This window comes from Sphingomonas hankyongi (assembly GCF_023516575.1).
GTDB classification, from domain to species: domain Bacteria; phylum Pseudomonadota; class Alphaproteobacteria; order Sphingomonadales; family Sphingomonadaceae; genus Sphingomicrobium; species Sphingomicrobium hankyongi.
The window spans coordinates 408,823-428,028 of sequence record NZ_JAMGBE010000002.1 but is presented as its reverse complement, the minus strand read 5'-3'; the positions used below and the strand labels follow the sequence as shown (position 1 = coordinate 428,028).

The 19,206-nt window shown below is 63.5% G+C and carries 10 protein-coding genes; 3 read left to right on the top strand and 7 right to left on the bottom strand.

What is annotated here, in order from left to right; all coding sequences use genetic code 11:
* Nucleotide 1 precedes the first annotated feature (1 nt).
* On the top strand, nucleotides 2-169 hold the full coding sequence (locus LZ538_RS06735; RefSeq protein ID WP_249831225.1) for a hypothetical protein: 168 nt from the start codon (nucleotides 2-4) through the stop codon (nucleotides 167-169).
* A complete protein-coding gene (locus LZ538_RS06730) occupies nucleotides 166-1,674 on the top strand; it encodes a hypothetical protein (protein ID WP_249831224.1) in 1,509 nt (502 codons plus the stop codon). Before LZ538_RS06735 ends, LZ538_RS06730 begins: the two co-directional genes overlap by 4 nt.
* A gap of 102 nt (nucleotides 1,675-1,776) precedes the next feature.
* Here LZ538_RS06730 and LZ538_RS06725 read toward each other — a convergent pair whose 3' ends face one another.
* The 6 genes from LZ538_RS06725 to LZ538_RS06700 all read right to left on the bottom strand — a co-directional run bounded on the left by LZ538_RS06725 (nucleotide 1,777) and on the right by LZ538_RS06700 (nucleotide 15,619).
* Nucleotides 1,777-1,992, bottom strand: coding sequence for a hypothetical protein (locus tag LZ538_RS06725; protein ID WP_249831223.1), 216 nt, complete (start codon nucleotides 1,990-1,992; stop codon nucleotides 1,777-1,779).
* A 108-nt stretch (nucleotides 1,993-2,100) separates the two neighbouring features.
* The gene (locus LZ538_RS06720) at nucleotides 2,101-4,176 is read right to left on the bottom strand and encodes a response regulator (RefSeq protein ID WP_249831222.1); all 2,076 of its coding nucleotides are present in this window, start codon (nucleotides 4,174-4,176) and stop codon (nucleotides 2,101-2,103) included.
* A gap of 2 nt (nucleotides 4,177-4,178) precedes the next feature.
* The gene (locus tag LZ538_RS06715) at nucleotides 4,179-9,554 is read right to left on the bottom strand and encodes a HAMP domain-containing protein (RefSeq protein WP_249831221.1); all 5,376 of its coding nucleotides are present in this window, start codon (nucleotides 9,552-9,554) and stop codon (nucleotides 4,179-4,181) included.
* A 123-nt stretch (nucleotides 9,555-9,677) separates the two neighbouring features.
* Nucleotides 9,678-10,748 carry a PrsW family glutamic-type intramembrane protease gene (locus tag LZ538_RS06710; protein WP_249831220.1) on the bottom strand — a complete coding sequence of 357 codons (1,071 nt, stop codon included), beginning with the start codon at nucleotides 10,746-10,748 and terminating at the stop codon, nucleotides 9,678-9,680.
* Between the two features lie 14 nt (nucleotides 10,749-10,762).
* Nucleotides 10,763-13,867 (bottom strand): hypothetical protein, encoded by a 3,105-nt coding sequence (locus LZ538_RS06705; RefSeq protein WP_249831219.1) that lies wholly within the window; start codon nucleotides 13,865-13,867, stop codon nucleotides 10,763-10,765.
* A gap of 36 nt (nucleotides 13,868-13,903) precedes the next feature.
* The gene (locus LZ538_RS06700; protein WP_249831218.1) at nucleotides 13,904-15,619 is read right to left on the bottom strand and encodes a hypothetical protein; all 1,716 of its coding nucleotides are present in this window, start codon (nucleotides 15,617-15,619) and stop codon (nucleotides 13,904-13,906) included.
* A gap of 237 nt (nucleotides 15,620-15,856) precedes the next feature.
* Here LZ538_RS06700 and LZ538_RS06695 point away from each other — a divergent pair, with 237 nt between their 5' ends.
* Nucleotides 15,857-16,120, top strand: coding sequence for a hypothetical protein (locus LZ538_RS06695; protein ID WP_249831217.1), 264 nt, complete (start codon nucleotides 15,857-15,859; stop codon nucleotides 16,118-16,120).
* 9 nt (nucleotides 16,121-16,129) lie between these two features.
* Here LZ538_RS06695 and LZ538_RS06690 read toward each other — a convergent pair whose 3' ends face one another.
* Nucleotides 16,130-19,201 (bottom strand): CHAT domain-containing protein, encoded by a 3,072-nt coding sequence (locus tag LZ538_RS06690; RefSeq protein WP_249831216.1) that lies wholly within the window; start codon nucleotides 19,199-19,201, stop codon nucleotides 16,130-16,132.
* Nucleotides 19,202-19,206 lie beyond the last annotated feature (5 nt).

Below are 19,206 nucleotides of genomic sequence, written 5' to 3'. Positions count from 1 at the left end.
CATGAAAAGCTCCACGATCCGAAGCCTGTCCGACCCGCTTGCCCGTCGCGATATCGTCGCCATTTGCGTCTACCTGAACCGGACCCGGGGAACGAAAGCCGTCGACGCCTGCGTGACCAACCCCGGCGTTCATCTCGACAGATTGACCGCCGCTGCCCGCATGCAATGACGGAACAGACGCGCGCTGCCCCATTCGAGACCCGCCTGCCGCAACTCCGCGGCAGGTGGGTTTCTGCCTATCAGCTGTTGTGGGTAACTCTTGCGATCGTCGCTGCCGGCGTCATGACGGCCTCGATCTATCGCGGCGATGCCGAGCCGGCCGTCTTAATGTTGCGCCTCATCAAGACGGCGGTCCTGATCGCAGTTTGCGCAATCCTGCTACGGAACCGAAAGAGCGATCCTGTGGCGGCGCTGCTGTCACTCGCCTTCCTCAGCTGGGCGGTCACGAGCAATTTTGATTTTTCTTCGCCGGCTCTCGTTCCGATGCTGGCGGATCGCCTTCGATTTCTCCTTTTCGCCATCGCCTTGCTGCTTTTCCCGGACGGCAGCTGGCGACCTCGCTGGACGCGCAGCATCGCGGTCGCATCGATGCTCGTATTCGTGCTGGGCATTGCTGAAGGGACGGGCATCGCACCGTCGCGGCTTTTCCTCCCTGCCGCAGTTGCCTGCATCCTGATCGCAATCTTCAGTCTGATCGTTCGATTCCGGGATGCCCGATCCGAAGCCGTGCGGCAGCAGCTGAAATGGGTAGCGCTCGGGCTGGTCGCCGGCGTCGCTTTGATCCTGATTGCGAGAGCAGGGGCCTCATTGTCCCGTGTCATCCCGCAGCCCTACTCCATCCCGGTCCTTTGGGAGGGCGTTTTCCAGCTTGGCATAATCGTCGTCGCGCTCGGCTTTCTGACGTCCCTGCTACGCTACCGATTGTTCGATGCGGAAACCGCGATCAGCCGGTCTGCTGCCCTTGCCGTTTTGACGCTGGCTATTGTGGCCACGTTCGCTGGTACCGAGGCCAGCATCGAATGGATAGGGCAGCAATATTTCGGCATGGGTATCGGCAACATTTCGGCGGCAATGGCCGCGGCTGTCGCCGCAGTGATCCTTAATCCGCTTCACAACCGAATCAGCGACTGGGCCGAACATCGCTTCCAGCGCGATCTGGTTACGCTGAAGCGAGATCTGCCAGAGCTTCTAGTGGAGCTTTCGGGTCGAGCGTCGACCAGGGAACTCGGAACCATGGCGCTTCCTCGGATCCGCCGGGCAATGCACGCAAGCCGTGTCGCACTCATCGTCCATGGCAAGGTCGCGGCAGTCGACGGCATTGACCTACGATCCGTGAGATCCTGGGCCCGATCGGCGGTCACGCAGGAACCGCGGGTTCCCGGCGATGTGTTTCCCACCAGGATCGAGCTGAACGAGCCTAATGGCGAGATTTCGGCTTGCCTTGCACTCGGCCCTCGACCGGACGGGACGGTGCAAGCAAAGGACGAACTCGCGGCGATTGCTGCCATCGCGCCGAATCTGCGCAGGGCGATCGCTGCTGCCGGACATGTCGATCGGCATGCTGCTCATCAAGCGGCCGATCGCCGACTAATTGCAAAGCAGATTGACCTACTGTCTGCGCGACTTGCGGAACTGGAGCGGACTCGTTCGCGGCCCTTGATTGGCGGCGCGTGAGAACCGAGCAAGACCGGCGCGCCGCGCATCAAACACCACGATCAGCGGTACAGGCGACCGCGGCGGCGTGCCCTGGCGTCAGCCGGCGCTTTTGGCAGCCACTTAAAGCGGAATGCTGTCGGATTCGTCCGGCTCTTCCCCGGTGATCGAGATGTCGTCGTTGGCCGCGGCCGTTCGTTCGAAGTCGTTCGCGGCCTGGCGCCCGCCGATCATGCTTCGGTAGTTCTCGACTACCGATCGGCAGGTCTTCAGTCCTTCGCTGAGCTTGGCGCTCGCATCCTCGATCTGCGCTTCTTGCGAAGCGTTTGGGTCACTCACAATCCGTCCTCAATTGGCGAGATTCCGCCATTAAACTAGTAACATAGGTTTGGGTTGCACGGTTGGCCGCAACTGAGACGCGATCCGCTGTAAACCACCAGCACGTTGTTAAAGGGCAACGGCCGCCCTGCGGCATGCCTCTTCAATGGCCGCGTCGAGCGCGGTTTCCGTGAAGGGCTTGAGCAAAATGTGGACGCCCTCGGGCCGGTCGCTGATCGCATCGGCCTGCGCGTAGCCGGTGATGATGAGGCCCGGAATGGCGGGGCAGAGGGCCCGCGCCTCCCGGAGGAAATCGGTGCCTGACAGTTGCGGCATCGCATAATCGCTGATCAGCAGGTCGAAATTGCAACCGGCGTTTCGCATTGCGACCAGTGCGTCGGAACCGTTCGCCGCCTGCACCACGCGATGACCGCGATCTTCAAGCAACGCCGCTGTCGTGCTTCGGACCTGATCGTGGTCGTCGACGAGCAGGATCTGCAGCTTGCGGATCGAGGCGCGCCGCGCCTGCTTCGGCGGCGTGGCCGTCGTGGTCGAGGCATTTGCCGGCGCTCGCGGCAGCCAAAGCTCCGCGGTCGTTCCCCGCCCAAGCTCACTGCCGATATGGAAGAAGCCGTTCGATTGCTTGGCGAAGCCATAGACCATGCTGAGGCCCAGGCCGCTGCCCTTGCCGACCTCCTTGGTGGTGAAGAACGGCTCCATGACCTTTTCGAGGTCTTCCGGCGATATGCCGGTACCCGTGTCGGTGACGGCGAGGCGGACGAATTCCCCCGCCGCGATCCCGGGCAGTTCGTCGTCGGCGGCTTGTCGATTTTCCGCTGCAATCGTGACCGTGCCGCCGGCGGGCATTGCATCGCGCGCGTTGATGATCAGGTTGACGAGCGCGAGCTCAAGCTGCGTCTGATCGGCAAATGCGTCCCACACGTCCTCATCTATGCTCCACTCGATCTCCACCAGGCCGCCGAGCGTGTGGATCAGGAGGTCGGCAACGGCATCCTTAAGCGCGCGAAGGTTGATCGGGTGCGGTTCGAGGTTCTGGCGCCGGGCGAAGGCAAGCAGCCGCCGAACGAGCTCGGTCCCTTGCTCCGCCGCGCGCTTTGTCATGCCGAGGATCCGAAGTTGTTCCTCTTCGAGCACTGCGCGGCGCTCGATCAGGCTCAATCCGCCGATGACGGCCGCCAGCAGATTGTTGAAGTCGTGCGCGATGCCGCCGGTCAGCTTGCCGATCGCATCCATCTTCTGCGCCTGGACAAGCTGGCTCTCCAGCGAACGCTGCTCGCTGATGTCCGTCAGAGTCCCCGCGAACTCCAGCGGCCGGCCGTCTGCATCCTTGAGCAGCACCGCCTGATCCAGGAAATGCTTGTAGTTCCCGTCGCCACACAGCCAGCGATACTCGATCGAGGATCGGCCGCTGCGCCGCCGCGCTTCCATTCCCGCGAGAGTGCGGTCGCGATCGTCGGGGTGCAGGCGCTCGATCCAGACGTTGGGCTTTTCCGCAACCTCCTCGAGCTCGAACCCGGTAATGCCCTTGAAGTCGCCGCTGACGAAATGGGGGAGCCGGGGCCCGCCATCGTAGGGCTCAAGGTACAGCAGCATCGGGAGCGATTGAATGATCGCCGATTGCCTTTGTTCGGCGCGGCGCAATTCCTGCTCTGCTCGCAAGCGCTCGGCATTGGCGCGCAGATTCTCATCGAGCAGCGCCTGTTCCTGCTGCGCCTTGCGCTCGATCTCCTTCGTCTTCTCGAACAGATCGACAAACACGGTAACCTTGGAACGCAGGATCACGGGGTCGACCGGCTTGAAGACATAGTCGACCGCGCCCATCGAATAGCCGCGCAGCAGATGCTCGGCCTCCTTGTTCACGGCCGACAGGAAGACGATGGGAATGCCCTTGGTCTGGTCGCGATTGCGGATGATCTGGGCGGTCTCGTAGCCGTCCATTCCAGGCATGTAGACGTCGAGGAGAATGACCGCGAACTCGCCCTTGAGAAGATGCCGCAGGGCTTCTTCGCCGGAGCGCGCCAGCACGACTTCCCCAAGATCCTCGAGCACCGTTGCGACCGCGAGCAGGTTGCGCTCGTCGTCGTCGACGAGGAGGACGCGCGCACGCTCCGTCCCCTCGACGGTGGCGCGTTCAGGCTCCTCCGCCCGCCGCGGGACGGGGATTTCTCCCACCTCCCGGTTCATCGCTATTCCGCTGCCTCCAGCGGCGCGATCGGGACCGCTGCCGCGACCGCGGACTCACGCGCTCGCGCAACCCACACGCGCAGGAGCGCGAGCAGCAACTCGATGTCCACCGGCTTTGCGATATAGTCGGAGGCTCCCGCATCGAGGCACTTCTGCCGGTCGCCCTTCATGGCTTTCGCGGTCACGGCGATGAGCGGCAGATTGGCGAGCTCGTCCTGCTGCCGGATCTGCCTCATTGTCTCATAGCCGTCCATTTCGGGCATCATGATGTCGATCAGGGCGACATCGACGCCCGGTGTCTGCTCCAGAATCAGTATGCCGTCTCTCCCGCGCTCTGCGTGGAGAACCTCCACGTCGTGGCTTTCAAGAACGCTCGTAAGCGAGAAGATGTTGCGGATGTCGTCGTCGACGATGAGCACCTTCGACCCCGCGAGCTCCGGCATCGGCCGGGCAGCCGGCGACCCGTCCGCAGATTTGCGACGGCGCCGCGGCTTCTGCTTTTCGGCTTCCTGGCGAAGAGCGCCGAACACACCGACAAGCTCCTCGCGCTCGGCTGGCTTCTCGGTGACCCCAAAGGCGCCCATTGCCATGACCGAACTGCTGCGGTCCACGCCCGAGATGACGTGGATCGGAATATGGCTCGTTTCGGGGTCGTGCTTGAGGAGATCGAGAAGGACGAAGCCGTCGATGTCGGCGAGACCGAGATCCAGGGTGATCGCGGAGGGCTGAAGCTTCCTGGCCATCGCCAGGGTACCCGCGCCTGCTGTCGACACGACGCCCTTGATCCCGGACTCGTGCGCGGCATCCAGCAGGATCGACGCAAAGGTCGGATCGTCCTCGACGATCAGGACGAACGGCCCTTTCCCAAGCTCATCGCGGTCGTCGTTGACCTCGAAGCCCGTCGGGAGCGCGGTCGACACGATCGCGCCGCTGTTCTCAAGCCGCATCGGCGTACCTTCCGCGGCCGCGGACTCGGCGGCAAGCGGAACGTAGAGCGTGAAGGTCGAGCCTTCGCCGGGCTTCGACCGCACCTGCAGCTCGCCACCGAGCAGGCGCGCGATCTCGCGGCTGATCGAAAGGCCGAGTCCGGTGCCGCCATATTTGCGGCTGGTCGTGCCGTCGGCCTGCTGGAAGGCCTCGAAGATAAGCTTCTGCTTGTCCTCCGGGATACCGATACCCGTGTCCGTGACCGATATTTCGATCGCGCGGCTGGCATTGCGCAGAGCAGGATGGTTCGCGCTCCAACCCTTGTCGGCGCAGCGTACCCCCAAAGTGACGCTTCCCTTCGACGTGAACTTGAAGGCATTGGACAGGAGATTGAGGACGATCTGCTGCAGCCTCTTCTCGTCGGTGCGAATGGTCTCCGGAAGCTTGCCTTCGAACTTGACGTTGAAGTCGAGGCCCTTGTCGGCTGCGAGCTGACGGAATGTCCGCTCCATGTGCAGCTTGAGGTTCTGCATCGGCATTTCGCCGACCTCGATCGTGACCGTTCCGGATTCGACCTTCGAAAGGTCGAGGATGTCGTTGATGAGGTTGAGAAGATCGGAACCCGCCGAGTTGATCGTCTTCGCGAACTCGACCTGCTTCTCGTTGAGGTTGCCCTGCGCGTTATCCGACAGCAGCTTCGAAAGGATCAGCAGCGAGTTCAGCGGCGTCCGAAGCTCGTGCGACATGTTCGCCAGAAACTCGGACTTGTATTTCGAGGTGAGCGCCAGCTGTTCGGCCTTCTCCTCGAGCGCGCGCCGGGCCATTTCGATTTCGAGGTTCTTCGCCTCGACCTGCTTCTTCTCATTCTCCAGAAGCTGCGCTTTCTCCTGAAGCTCCTCGTTGGTCGCGTGCAGCTCTTCCTGCTTGCGGGTCAGCTCGGTCTGGCGGGCCTGCAATTCCTGGGTCAGCAGCTGAGACTGCTTGAGCAGGCCCTCGGTGCGCATGGTCGCCGCGATCGTGTTCAACACGATGCCGACGGATTCCATGAGCTGGTCGAGGAAGCTTTGGTGGGTCTCGTTGAACTCGTTGAACGAGGCGAGCTCGATCACCGCCTTCACCTCGTCCTCGAACAAGGCCGGCAGGATGTTCACGTTGGCGGGCTTGGCGTTGCCGAGGCCCGAGCCGATGCGGATGAAGTCGGTCGGCACGTCCTTTAGCAGGATCGGCCGCCGGTCCGCGGCCGCTTGCCCGATCAGCCCTTCGCGCAGATGGAACTGCTGCTTGAGCGCATCGGGACTGTCCGCGCCGTAGCTTGCAACCAGCTCGAGCTTGGTTTCGTCCTCTTCGCGCTTGGTGACGTAGAAGACGCCATACTGGGCGTTCACCAGAGGCGCGAGCTCGGACATGATGAGGTTGGAGACGGTCGCGAGATCGCGCTCACCCTGAAGCATGCGCGAGAAGCGGGCGAGGTTGGTCTTGAGCCAGTCCTGCTCGGCGTTCTTGAGCGTCTGTTCCTTCAGGTTCGAAATCATCTCGTTGATCGTGTCTTTGAGCGCGGCCATCTCGCCCGATGCCTGCACGGCGATGAAGCGGGTGAGGTCGCCCTTGGTGACGGCGGTGGCCACCTCGGCGATCGAGCGCACCTGGTTCGTCAGGTTCGCGGCGAGCTGGTTCACGTTGTCGGTGAGGTCGCGCCACAAGCCGGCGGCGCCCGGCACGCGGGCCTGGCCGCCTAGCTTGCCTTCGATACCGACCTCGCGGGCCATGTTGGTCACCTGGTCGCCGAAGGTCGACAGCGTATCGATCATGAAGTTGATGGTGTCGGCGAGGGCGGCAATCTCGCCCTTCGCGTCCACGGTCAGCTTCCGCTTCAAGTTGCCCTGCGCCACGGCGGTCACGACCTCGGCGATGCCGCGGACCTGGTTGGTGAGCCTCGTCGCCATCAGGTTCACGTTGTCCGTGAGGTCCTTCCACGTTCCGCCGACGCCGGGCACCTGCGCCTGTCCGCCGAGCTTGCCTTCGGTGCCCACCTCGCGCGCAACGCGGGTCACCTCGGACGCGAAGGCGTTGAGCTGGTCCACCATGACGTTGATGGTGTTCTTGAGGGCGAGGATCTCACCCTTCACGTCCACCGTGATCTTCCTCGAAAGGTCGCCCTTCGCCACCGCAGTGGTCACGTCGGCGATATTGCGCACCTGGCCGGTGAGGTTCGCGGCCATCAGGTTCACGTTGTCGGTCAGGTCCTTCCACGTGCCGGCTACGCCGCGCACCTGCGCCTGGCCGCCGAGCTTGCCTTCGGTGCCCACCTCGCGCGCAACGCGCGTCACCTCGGAGGCGAAGGAGTTGAGCTGGTCGACCATCGTGTTGATGGTGTTCTTGAGCTCGAGGATCTCGCCCTTCACGTCGACGGTGATCTTCTTGGAAAGGTCGCCCAAAGCCACGGCGGTCGTCACTTCGGCGATGTTGCGGACCTGGCCGGTCAGGTTCGCGGCCATGGCGTTCACGTTGTCGGTAAGGTCCTTCCACGTGCCGCCCACGCCAGGCACCTGAGCCTGCCCGCCCAATTTGCCTTCGGTGCCCACTTCGCGGGCGACGCGCGTCACCTCCGAGGCAAAGGCGTTGAGCTGGTCCACCATGACGTTGATGGTGTTCTTGAGCTCGAGGATCTCGCCCTTCACGTCGACGGTGATCTTCTTGGAAAGGTCGCCCTTCGCGACCGCCGTCGTCACTTCGGCGATGTTGCGGACCTGGCCGGTCAGGTTGCCGGCCATCAAGTTCACATTGTCCGTGAGGTCGGCCCAGGTGCCGGCGACGCCTTCCACGCGCGCCTGACCGCCCAATTTACCTTCGGTACCGACTTCGCGTGCAACGCGGGTCACCTCGGACGCGAAGCCGTTCAGCTGGTCGACCATGGTATTGATGGTGTTTTTGAGGGCGAGGATCTCGCCCTTCACGTCCACCGTGATCTTCTTCGAAAGGTCGCCCTTCGCGACCGCCGTGGTCACCTCGGCGATGTTGCGGACCTGGCCGGTGAGGTTCGCGGCCATCAGGTTCACGTTGTCGGTCAGGTCGGCCCAGGTGCCGGCAACGCCTTCGACCTGCGCCTGGCCGCCAAGCTTCCCGTCGGAACCGACCTCGCGCGCCACGCGGGTCACTTCCGAAGCGAAGGAGTTGAGCTGGTCCACCATCGTGTTGATGGTGTCCTTGAGCTCGAGGATCTCGCCCTTCACGTCGACGGTGATCTTCTTCGACAAGTCGCCGCGGGCCACGGCCGTGGTCACCTCGGCGATGTTGCGGACCTGGCCGGTGAGGTTTGCCGCCATCAGGTTCACGTTGTTGGTGAGGTCGGCCCAGGTCCCCGCGACGCCCGGCACCTGCGCCTGGCCGCCCAATTTGCCCTCGGTGCCCACCTCGCGGGCCACGCGGGTCACTTCTGACGCGAAGCCGTTGAGCTGGTCCACCATGACGTTGATGGTGTTCTTGAGCTCGAGGATTTCGCCCTTCACGTCGACGGTGATCTTCTTCGACAGGTCGCCGCGGGCGACGGCGGTCGTCACTTCGGCGATGTTGCGGACCTGGCCGGTCAGGTTGTCGGCCATCAGGTTCACGTTGTCGGTAAGGTCCTTCCATGTGCCGGCGACGCCTTCGACGCGCGCCTGGCCGCCGAGCTTGCCTTCCGTGCCGACCTCGCGGGCCACGCGGGTGACCTCTCCTGCGAAGGCGTTGAGCTGGTCGACCATCGTGTTGATGGTGTTCTTGAGTTCGAGGATCTCCCCCTTCACCTCGACGGTGATCTTCTTCGACAAGTCGCCGCGGGCAACGGCGGTGGTCACTTCAGCGATGTTGCGCACCTGACTGGTCAGGTTGGTCGCCATGGCGTTCACATTGTCGGTGAGGTCCTTCCACGTGCCGGCGACGCCCTTTACCTTCGCCTGGCCGCCCAATTTGCCCTCGGTGCCCACCTCGCGCGCCACGCGCGTCACTTCCGAGGCGAAGCCGTTCAGCTGGTCGACCATGGTGTTCACCACCTTGCCGATGCGCAGGAACTCGCCGCGGAGCGGGCGGCCGTCAATTTCGACGGTCATGCTTTGGGAAAGGTCGCCCTTCGCGACCGCGCCGATGACGCGGGAGACTTCCGCCGTCGGCTGGACCATGTCCTCGATGAGATCGTTCACCGAGCGAACCGCGGTTTCCCAACCGCCGCGGGCGTTCTTCACGCGGCCGCGCTGAGTGATCTTGCCTTCCTTGCCGACAACCTTGGAGAGTCGTTCGAACTCCTGCGTCATCTCCTCGTTGAGGGAGACGACCTCGTTGAAGAGGGCGGCGATCTCACCATCGACGCCATCGACCTCTTCGGGAAGGCGAACACTGAAATCGCCGCGGCGGAGAGCGCGAAGAGCGCTGACGAGCTGGCGGCGATCGATAAATTCGCGCGGGGCCTGGATGTTCACTTAGGTCTCCGTGTGGCTCTTCTCCCCCCACCCAGGTTGCACATCGGCGGCCCCCCGGCCGCCATCTCAAGTCGTTATATTCTAAGCGATTGGTTTCCGCTCGCTTAAAATTGCATCCGTTCTTTATATGTTTTTGCCGCGCGCCGCGTCGGATCGCAAGCGCTGGCGCAGTTCGTCAACTTCCCAATAGTCATTGCGGCTGAAGGGCAGGAGCCTCTTAAGCTCGGCATAGGTGCCGGCTCCGAGCGTTCCGCGAAGCTCGTCGAGCTCGGCGAAAGCCGCGCGTATTTCCGCGGGATCATATTCAGCGTCGCCGGCGGCTTCCTCCAGCAGCGTCTCCTCGGCTTCGCCAACGAGATAGGCCTGGAGCTCCCAATAGCGGCGGATGCGGGTCGTCGCGTCGGCACCAAGTCGCTCGCTCAGGGTCGCGATCTTCTTGCCATAGGTTGAGTCAGGCCACTTGCCCGCGCGCAGGGTTTCGAGCTGGGCCTTGTGCTCGGCGCGTTCCGCCACCAGCCATGACTGCGCCTCAGCCGTGCCGAAACTGAAGATCGCAACGATCGCGATCGGCGCGAACATCGCCGCGCCGAGCATGGCGAGAAGCGGGCGGTCGGGGAACTGGTTGAAGACCATGTGGATCGCGACCGCGAGGAAGAAGCCGGGCACGAACCACCATGGGCTGAAATCGAAGTCGCCCGCAGCCTCGCGCGTCTCGCGCTCCGCCAGCTCGTGCGCGATGGCAGCGAAGATCGCGAGCGTGGTCCCGTGCATGACCGCGGTGCCGAGACCGCGCACGAGCCAGGTGCTGGCTCCGTAATCCGGATAAATTGTCAGGTAGATGATGTTCTCGACGACGGAGAAGCCTGCGCCGATCGCGAAGCCGGAGATGACCGCGTCGAGCTTGTAGCCAATGCGGTTGAACCCGAAGAGCAGGATGATGCTCGCGGCCTTGAACGCTTCCTCGATCCAGGGCGCCAGGAACCGGCTGTAATTCGAAAAGCCGATCGGCAATGCATCGATCAGCCGGCCGCTGATCGGATAAACGGCGATGCCGGCGACGCCGCCGAGCGCCAGCAACAGGATGATCTCGCGGAAGCTCATCAGCTTGAACGCGTCGAACCACACGAACAGGACGAGGAGAATCAGGACGGGGACCAGAGCCAGTGCCCAGTGCGCGGCTTGAATAGCGAGCATCGACGACAGTTAAGCTACATGATCTTGAGAGACGCAAGCCACTCTGTCTTGCGGTAGTCGCCATCGGCCCAGCCGCCGGCGGCTCCGACGGAGAAAATCATCGGCAATCGCATCGCGACGTTGAAGTTCAGGTCGAGCTGCGCGCCAGCGCTCAAATAGGTATGGCCTTCGCCTTCGGGATCCTCGGTGAGCATTCCGCTGGCGAAAACTGCCGGACGTAAATGGCTCAGGTAAAATGCCGGGGTGCCGACCTCGGCGAAGCGGATCGGAGGCAGATTGATCTCGGCGGTCAGCTTGCCGAACCGGCGCGCTGCGATCTCGTCGATCTCGAAGCCGGGGAAGCTTTCTTCCTCCCGGTAGCGCTTCTCGGGACGCTCATCGACATAGTTGTTGCGGAAGGATCCGAAGTAGAAGGCGGCGAGCGGGCTGAGCTTCTGGCCCCAGGCAGCGCCCGCGTGCGCATAAATCCATGCGGAGCTGTTGGGGAATGGAAGCGGCACGCCATAATCGATGCCGCCGTGGATCTTCGGGTAGAAATGCTCCTCCGCGAAATCGAGGTTCGTTATCGCGCGCCAGGCAATGCCTTTTTCGTGATCGACGCCGCCGAGCGCCTTGCGGGTGTTGGTATATTTGGCGCCGGCCTCCAGCGAGAAAATATTCTCGGGGCTTGGAATGTTCTGGGCTGTCGGCAGCCGCTCTAGGCCAAGGAAAACAGCTCCGGTCGCGAACAGGTCGAGCTGCCGCGGCGGATCGTAGATCGTGGTCTTGTTGTACTCGGCGATGAGCGCATTGCCTTTGCGGCTCCGCTCGACCGGCCCGAAGATGTCGTAAAAATCCGCCGCATTGTGGAAATAGCGAAGGTTCCAGTTGAGCGTCTTGAACTGGAGCTTGGCGTGCAGGCGCTCCCCGTCGGGCATCTGGTCGAATGGGGAGACGGAAAGGTCGATATTGACCTGGCGGAACTGCAGCGGGTCTTCGAAATGAATGAAATATCCCGGTGAGACCGCGCCTTTGTAGCCTTGCACCATGGGATACATGCCGGCGAGCTTCATGCGGCGCGAGCTGTTGTACTTGCTCCGCGCGGTGATCATCGAATCCAGGTCGATCTTGGCGGGCGAACCGACGCCCCATTCCTTGAGCTCCGGCCGTTCCTTCACGACCTTGGTGCCGAGGAATTCGACAGTGGCGAGATCGTCGCGGACCTGCGGCGTGAAGCGGACGGGCTGTAGCCCCTGGCCGCTATATTCGTAGGCGATCAGCGAGCCGTCGGGTTGCGGCATCGGCCGGAAGAAACCGGTAGAGGCGTTGCTCAGCGCCTCAAACTTCTTCGTTTCGATGTCGAAGCGGAATACGTTGGAAACACCGGTATAATAGGACGTCCCGTAAAGCGACTTCCCGTCTGGAGCGAAGACGAAGCCCTCGGGGGTCGAGGGCGGCATATCGAGCCGGGAAATCTCCACCGGCTCGACTTCTGGCGCCAGGCTGGCGACGTCCCACACGCGGACCGACTGCGTCCCGTTTATCTCGCCAAAAGATGCCGAAAGCTTCGTGCCGTCGCGCGAGATGTCGAGATCGAACGGGACCTGGCCATAGTTGAACGTGTGCATCTGGTTGAAGCCAGCGTAGGGCGGCGGGATGCGGACGATCGTGGCCAGGCCGTTTTCGTGCCGGATGCCCCAGATCGACTTGTCCACGGGGTTCAGCACGAAATCGCCGATCCGCGCGTCCCTCAGCAGCATGCGCTTGCGGCCGGTGTCGACGTTGACGGCGATGATGTCGCGGAATGCGTAATTGTCTTCGGTGTAATAAGCGGTGCGGGCATCCGGATCGAAGGCGACGCTGGTCACCTTGTACAGCATCATGCCCTTGATTTCCTGGAGCTTCGTCAGCTTGCCCGTGGCAAGGTCCATCCGGCCGATGAATCCGATGGTCCCCGGATAACGAAAGGCCGCGATGAGGCTGTTGGTCTTCTCGTCGACATAGCCTCGCGACATCGACCCGAGACCCTTGGGGCTGAGCTTAACCGTTTCGGTCAGCGGATATTGGGCGAGCCTGGCGAGATTGGCCTTCTGATATTCGTGCTCGTACGCGATCCATTCGTTCCACACGTCGTTCAGGCGACGCCCGAACACATGCTTGAACTGCGTGGCGTAGAACGCCTTGCTGCCCTCCCTTCGGCTTTGCCATTCGACGAACTTGTCCGGCCCGAACTTGAGCGCGAGGTAGGACATGAACCGCGTACCGTAGAGATAGTCGTTCACGCCGACCTGGAAGTCGACCGCGGTCCCTTCGGATTCGAGTCCGAGCGGCGAGTAGAACTTGTCGTCGTCGCGAACCTTGGCGCGCCAGACCATTTCGTCATAGCCGCCCTGGCCGCGTCCGAGCCCGCCGGACATCCATGTTTCGAAGAAGACCGCGCCGCCTTCCAGATACCAGCGCGGCGTGTTCACGCGCGGGGTCACCAGATAGTTATAGAAAATGGATTCCGGGTGCTCCTGGATTGGCGAAACCTTGCCGTGGAAGAAACGGCGCCATGAGGCGTCGCGCTTGTTCCACACGTCCATCTGCGCGACGTGCGCCATCTCGTGGTTCACGATGGTGAAGAAGCGCTCGCCTGGACTGAACGTCTCCATGCTCAGCGACAACGGCGCGACATCGATCAGCACCGTGTTGTTCGGCGACGCGCGCGCGCCGGCATTCGCATAATCGCTGAAGTCCTTGAGCAGGGTAGTGGTCTTCTCCCACGGCTCCCACTGGAAGGTCTTCTTGTGGAAATTCAGCGCATTCTCATAAGCGCGCGCGATATACGGCGTCAGATAGGTCTGGACCGGGTCGAAATAGAGAAGATCGAGGTCTTTGGTTTCGAGGGTGGTGAGGTCAATCCCCGACGCATCCGGCGGAACGTGCGCCGGCCCTTCTTTCTTGGCCGTCTCTTTGGGGGCAGGCTCCTCGGATTCAGGCGTTCCCGGCTGGGGCTGCGGCTCGACGACCGTGGTTGTGTCGGGCTGAGGGGGAGGGGATTCCGGCGCCTGCTGCGCGAAAGCAGCTGAAGCAGAGCCGAGCAGCAGCGACGCAACGATGCTCGACACCGCCCGCCGCGGTTGCCCGTTCCCCCTCATCAGCCCCCCAAACACCGCCTAGCGGCGGCTTACGCGTCAGTTCGCCTGGTTCACCGCGTTCGCCACGTTGCCATAGCGAAGAGCCGCTCCGAACGCCGGATTGCCCGCCAGCGCGCGGAAGTTCGCATTGTTCGAGAGAGCCGAGAAGGCGCTCCCGTTGCGGGCGAGGGCCGACAGTGCCGCAGGGTTGTTGGCAAGCGCGGAGAAGGCCGCCGGGTTGGCCGATATGGCCGACAGGGCCGCCCCGTTCTGCTGCAATGCCGACAGCATCGCATTGTTCAGCTTACCCTGACCCTGAAGTGCCGACAGCCCTGCAGCGGAGTTGAACTTCGAAGCCGCCATCGCAGAGTTGGCGAGAGCCGAGCCATTCTTCGCGAAATTGGCGAAGGCCGACTGGTTCTTGCCGATAAGGCTCGCCGCCGACTGCAGGTTGCGGAAGGACGCCGCATTACTCGACAGCTGCCGGAACGCACTCGCGTTCGCACCGAGCGCCGACAGTGCCGCGCCATTGTTGGAGCTGAGCGCCGACATAGCCGCGGAGTCGTTGGCAAGCTTCGAGAAAGCCGCCGTATTGGCGGACATAGCGGGATCCTTGCCGCTCAATGCCGCGGTCTTAAAGCTCGCGACATTGCCGGCATATTTGGAGAATGCCGCCCCGTTTTGCGCCATTGCCGCGAAGGCTGCTGGATGGTTTGCCAAGGCACTGAATGCAGATGCGTTGCCGGCAAGCGCCGCAAGTGCGGCGGGATTACCCGACAGGGCCGAAAGCGCGCTCGCATTCGCCGATAGCGCCGACAGTGCCGAGGCATTCAGAGCGCCCACCGAGTTCAAGTGGGAACCGAGCTGGAATGCGGACTGAGCGGCCGCCTGCAGCGCGCTAGGATTGCTTGCAAGCGAGCGGAAGGCCGCTCCGTTCTGCGCCATCAGGCCGGACGCGACCTGCAGGTTGTGGAGCGACGCACCATTGGCCGACAGCGCCTTGAACGCCGCGGCGTTGGCGCCGAGCGCCGAGAAGGCGGACCCGTTGTTCGCGCTGAGCGCGGACAGCGCCGCGGAATCGTTCGCGAGCTTCGAAAATGCCGCCTGGTTGGCCGACATCGCGGGGTTCGCGCCATTTGCGGCGTCGACTTTGAATTGCGCGACGTTGCCGGCATATTTGCTGAACGCCGACGCGTTTTGCGCCATCGCCGCAAAGGCTGCCGGATGGTTGTTCAGCGCGTTGAACGCCGAGGCATTGCCGGCAAGTGCCGAGAATGCGCCGGGCGATTGCGCCAGCTTCGAAAACGCGCTCGAATTCTGGGCCATCGCTGCAAGCGCCGCGTTCTGGCCACCACCGAGCTGCGAGCCCGCAGCCGATAGCTGCGACGCTTGCTGAACCAGCGAATGGAACGCCGAAGGATCCTTGGCGAGCGCCGAGAACTGGGCGGGATTGGCGGCAATAGCCGACATCACGGCCGGATTGGACGCGAGCGCGGCAAATCCCGGGTCGTTCGCAAGCTGCCGGAAGTTGGCATCCTTGACCATGACCTGGAACGCGTCGGTCTGCATCAGCTGCGGAACCGATGTGTCGCCTAGCGTGACGTCGCCTTCGCCAACCTGGCTCGAGACGTACCGCTCCGCCGGAGCGACCGTACCGGCGCTAGGTCCGAGCGGCGGATAGACCCGACCGAGACCATAAGCGGCCACACCGACGACGAGCACGCCCGCAGTCGTAAGAAACATTTTCCGATTATTGGAAAGCGCAGTTGCCATGGATGCCCCCTGCTTTTTGAAAAAGCGCGTGAGTGTGACTCCGCGTTAACAAAGAGTCAATGAATGTCTTTTTGACGACACAGCCGTTAAGTCACTGTTGTTGGTACGTTATTACGCGTCCGCGAGGGTCTTCCGTTGGCCTCCTCAACATGGCTGAGGCGATTTTAACCAATTCCGCGAGGCAATTAGAAAGGCTGAGCGGCTTATTCCGGGTCATTCCTGACGGAGGGCCTGGCTATGTACAGCCGCTTGTCTCTGATCGGCGCCGTGACGCTGACGATCGCCGCGACGGCCATCGCCGAACCCGCGAAAACGGACATTCGGGCCGGTGCAAAGCCCGCGACTCGCACTCCCGAGCTCGTGCTCGCGTCGGCCGAACAAGCGCTGCCGGCCCCAGCCGCGACGCCGGAGCAGACGCAGGCTACGGTAGCGCAGCCGAAGAAGCGCGCGGCGCGGGTCACGTCCTGCCGCTGCGGGGACCAGGCAAATTCGGGTCAGTAAGCCAGGCTCCTAGCGGGCCTGGGCAACCTGCTGCGGCTTGCTCCTGATAACCGGAATTTCCCCGTCTCCAACGGCCGCGAACGCCGACCAGTAGAAGGGGTGGGATGTATTCGGGTCGTCCATCAACTGTCGCTGTGACATTCGCAGGGCGGTGACCGTCGGCGTCCCGGGCGGCGCGGAGAACATCCCCGTCATCAGCCGCTGGGTCGCATCGAAGTCGTCCGGCACGGGCCAATGGCTTGCGACGATCAGGCGCCCGCCGGCCCCGACGAATGCGCGGACGAGACCGTCGAGAGCGACCTCGCCTCCGGACGCCAGGCCGACCGCCTGCGTGGCCGCCGCGCTGGCAGTCCCGGCGGTGTCGCATGCCGACAGGATGATCAGGTCGGCGTCGAGGTTCAGGTCGAAGATCTCGCGGAAGGTCAGCAGACCGTCCGAACCTTCACCGCCGAAGCTCGTCAGCAACGCCGGCTGTGCAGCGCATTTCGGGGCGCGCGCCGTGACCACGCCGTGGGTCGCGAAATGGATCACGCGATACTGGTTGAGGTCCGAGCGTTGCTCGAGGCCCGTATCGGTGAACTGGTCGCCCGTCGCGATCTGCACGCCGTTGGGATCGACATTGGAGAGGATGCCACCGGCAACGCGCAGCTCTTTCGCGGAGATCGGCATCCCCCACGACGAGAGCGGAAGCACGCAGTCGCGATCAGCGGCAGCCGGGACTGCGGTGGTAGCCGACGGCTTACTGTTTTCGCCGAGGCCGAGGTACAGCTTCGGGCCGGCGGCCGGAGGCGCGCTCCGCAACTCCGCGAAACCGCGAGGCGAAACCGCGGTGCTGATGTCGCGGTCGCGGCCGAACCAGTTGATGCCGCGGAAGTCGAATTCCGCATCGCCGCCGGCCGCCGCGCGCTTCTGGTACGCATCGACGGAAGCCTGGTCCATGACCAGCAGGTTCGGCGGAAGGCGCAGCATGGCGCCGTCGGGCTCGAAGATCAGATGCTTAACGTTCGTAACGTCTCCGCTGAACGGACCGAAAAGCTCGCCGTAAAGCTGGTGGGAGAGGCCTACGTCGAAGGCATAGGTCATGCGCTGCCCGTTCTCGACCGTCGAGATGGTCTCGCGAAGCGCGCTGACCTGCTCCGCCAGCTGCTTGGCCGTGACGCCGAGCTTCACCGCCTTGGCGGAGACCGGCGTGACGAGCACCGCGTAGGCAGCGTCACCCACGATGGTCATACGGTAATAAGCCTCGCCCTGGCGAAGAGTCTTCTGCAGGTCGGCGAGCGGCATGACTTCGCCGGCCACCGCACGATAGCGCGGGAAGCTTGCGAGCGCCGCCTGGCTCGCGACCTGCTGCTTCTGCGCCTGGCCGATGGATGCCTTCAGCACCCGGGCCTTTGCGAGCTCTTCCGGCGCGGGCTGCGCAATGTCCTCGATCCGCGAGAGCTCGACGCGAGCACGCTCGATCTGCCGAGTGAGATTGGTCGACTGACGGAAGAGCCGCGAAGCCTCGTTGGTGCCGCCGCTAAGCTCGCGCGCGAGCACCGCCTGAGTCTGCGCCAGGCCCGGCCGAACCATCAGCTGGGTCGTGGCGAAGATCTCGGCGGTCGCCGCCGGATCGTTCTTCTTGAGCAGGATGTCGACATAGGGCCGCAGCACGTTCGCGAAGGACGGCGGAAGATTGCTTGTGTCCGGCTGCGAATGGACGATCTCGCTGAACATCGTTTCAGCGGTCGCGAGCTGCCCGGAGCGCGCCAGGTAACCTGCAAGCCTGGCCTTCGAATTGAGCAGCGCAGCAGAGCCGGGATAGGTCGCTTCGATCAACGCGATGCCCTGGCGATAAAGTTGGTCGGCTTCCGCCGCGTTGCCGGATTCCTCCGCGATCGCCGCAAGGTCGCCGAGGATCTGCGCGCGCATCCACAGGATCGAGACGACCTTGCCGCCGCGCACGCCCTGCAGCTTGGCGTCGGCCTGGCGCAGCGCGTTCGTCGCGCCCGCGACATTGCCGGTGAGCCGAAGCGCCGTGCCGCGCAGCTGGAGCGCCTGGCCGTCGAGGATTTCCGCTTTCTCCTCCGGCAGCAGCTCGTCCGAAGCGGCGCCGAGCTGCTTGCCGATTTTCGAGTCTGCGTTCAGCCGCTTTGCCGTAGCAGTGTCGATCTCGAGCGAGCGCACGGCTGCGTCCCCGCCAAGCTCCGCACCCTTGGGCAGAGGCTTGTCGAGCACCTCCAGTGCGTCTTTCGCGCGATCCTGGTTGAGCAAATGCATTGCCCGATAATTGCGCAAGCGCCTCGTCACGATGGCGTCGTTGCCGACGCTTTCCGTCGCGCGGGCGAACAACGCGTCAGCTTCGGCGTAGCGCCCGAGGTTCGACTTCTGAAGGGCTTCGTTTGCCAGGCCTTCGGCGCGGCTCAGCGGGGCGTCGCCGGAAGACGTGACCGCGGCGAAGAATTCCGCCGCCTCGGCATAGCTGCCGGCGTTGTTGCGGCGGTAGGCTTCGTTCAGCGCGCGGGTCGCGTCGAGCGTGCCCGCCTGAACGCGTGCGAAGGCCGAAGGATCGCCAAGTCCGGTCGTCGCAATTGAGACCTCACCAGGGATCTGGCGGTCGGCGACCAAATTGCGCAGGCCGAGCTGCAGGACGCTGTCGTAACCCGACAGCCCCTCGGCCACGTAGGTCAGCTTGCCCTTCTGCAAGCGGTAGACGCGATAGGCGACGTCCGCGTCCTTGAGCTTGCAGTCCATGATCTCGACATTGCCGAGATCGGTGACGGGACCCTCATGGGGCACGGAGCAGCTCACCTGTTGAGCCCGGGCGGCTGCGAGCCTATCCGCAGGGTCGGCCGAACTGCGCAACTTGTAGAGCTTGCCGACCGGCGCGGCAGCATCGCGACAAGTCACGGAATATCCGGTGTCGAACATGCTCGCGAGGCCCGGATCGGCCGCGAGGCTCTGGGCGGAACAGAAGATAGTCCCTGCGTTACCGATCCTGAAGCTGTCGCGAACGCTTAGGGGCGCGGAGCCCGCCGAGTTCGCGAGGCCCAAAATGGACACCGTGGTCGCAACTGCAATGGAAATGCCTGTGACGCGCATGTCCG

Bases quoted from the DNA above. Each gene is read 5' to 3' on its own strand.
- LZ538_RS06695 (WP_249831217.1), top strand. From the start codon at position 15,857: ATGTACAGCCGCTTGTCTCTGATCGGCGCCGTGACGCTGACGATCGCC.
- LZ538_RS06720 (WP_249831222.1), bottom strand. From the start codon at position 4,176: ATGAACCGGGAGGTGGGAGAAATCCCCGTCCCGCGGCGGGCGGAGGAG.
- LZ538_RS06735 (WP_249831225.1), top strand. From the start codon at position 2: ATGAAAAGCTCCACGATCCGAAGCCTGTCCGACCCGCTTGCCCGTCGC.
- LZ538_RS06700 (WP_249831218.1), bottom strand. From the start codon at position 15,619: ATGGCAACTGCGCTTTCCAATAATCGGAAAATGTTTCTTACGACTGCG.
- LZ538_RS06705 (WP_249831219.1), bottom strand. From the start codon at position 13,867: ATGAGGGGGAACGGGCAACCGCGGCGGGCGGTGTCGAGCATCGTTGCG.
- LZ538_RS06690 (WP_249831216.1), bottom strand. From the start codon at position 19,201: ATGCGCGTCACAGGCATTTCCATTGCAGTTGCGACCACGGTGTCCATT.
- LZ538_RS06710 (WP_249831220.1), bottom strand. From the start codon at position 10,748: ATGCTCGCTATTCAAGCCGCGCACTGGGCACTGGCTCTGGTCCCCGTC.
- LZ538_RS06730 (WP_249831224.1), top strand. From the start codon at position 166: ATGACGGAACAGACGCGCGCTGCCCCATTCGAGACCCGCCTGCCGCAA.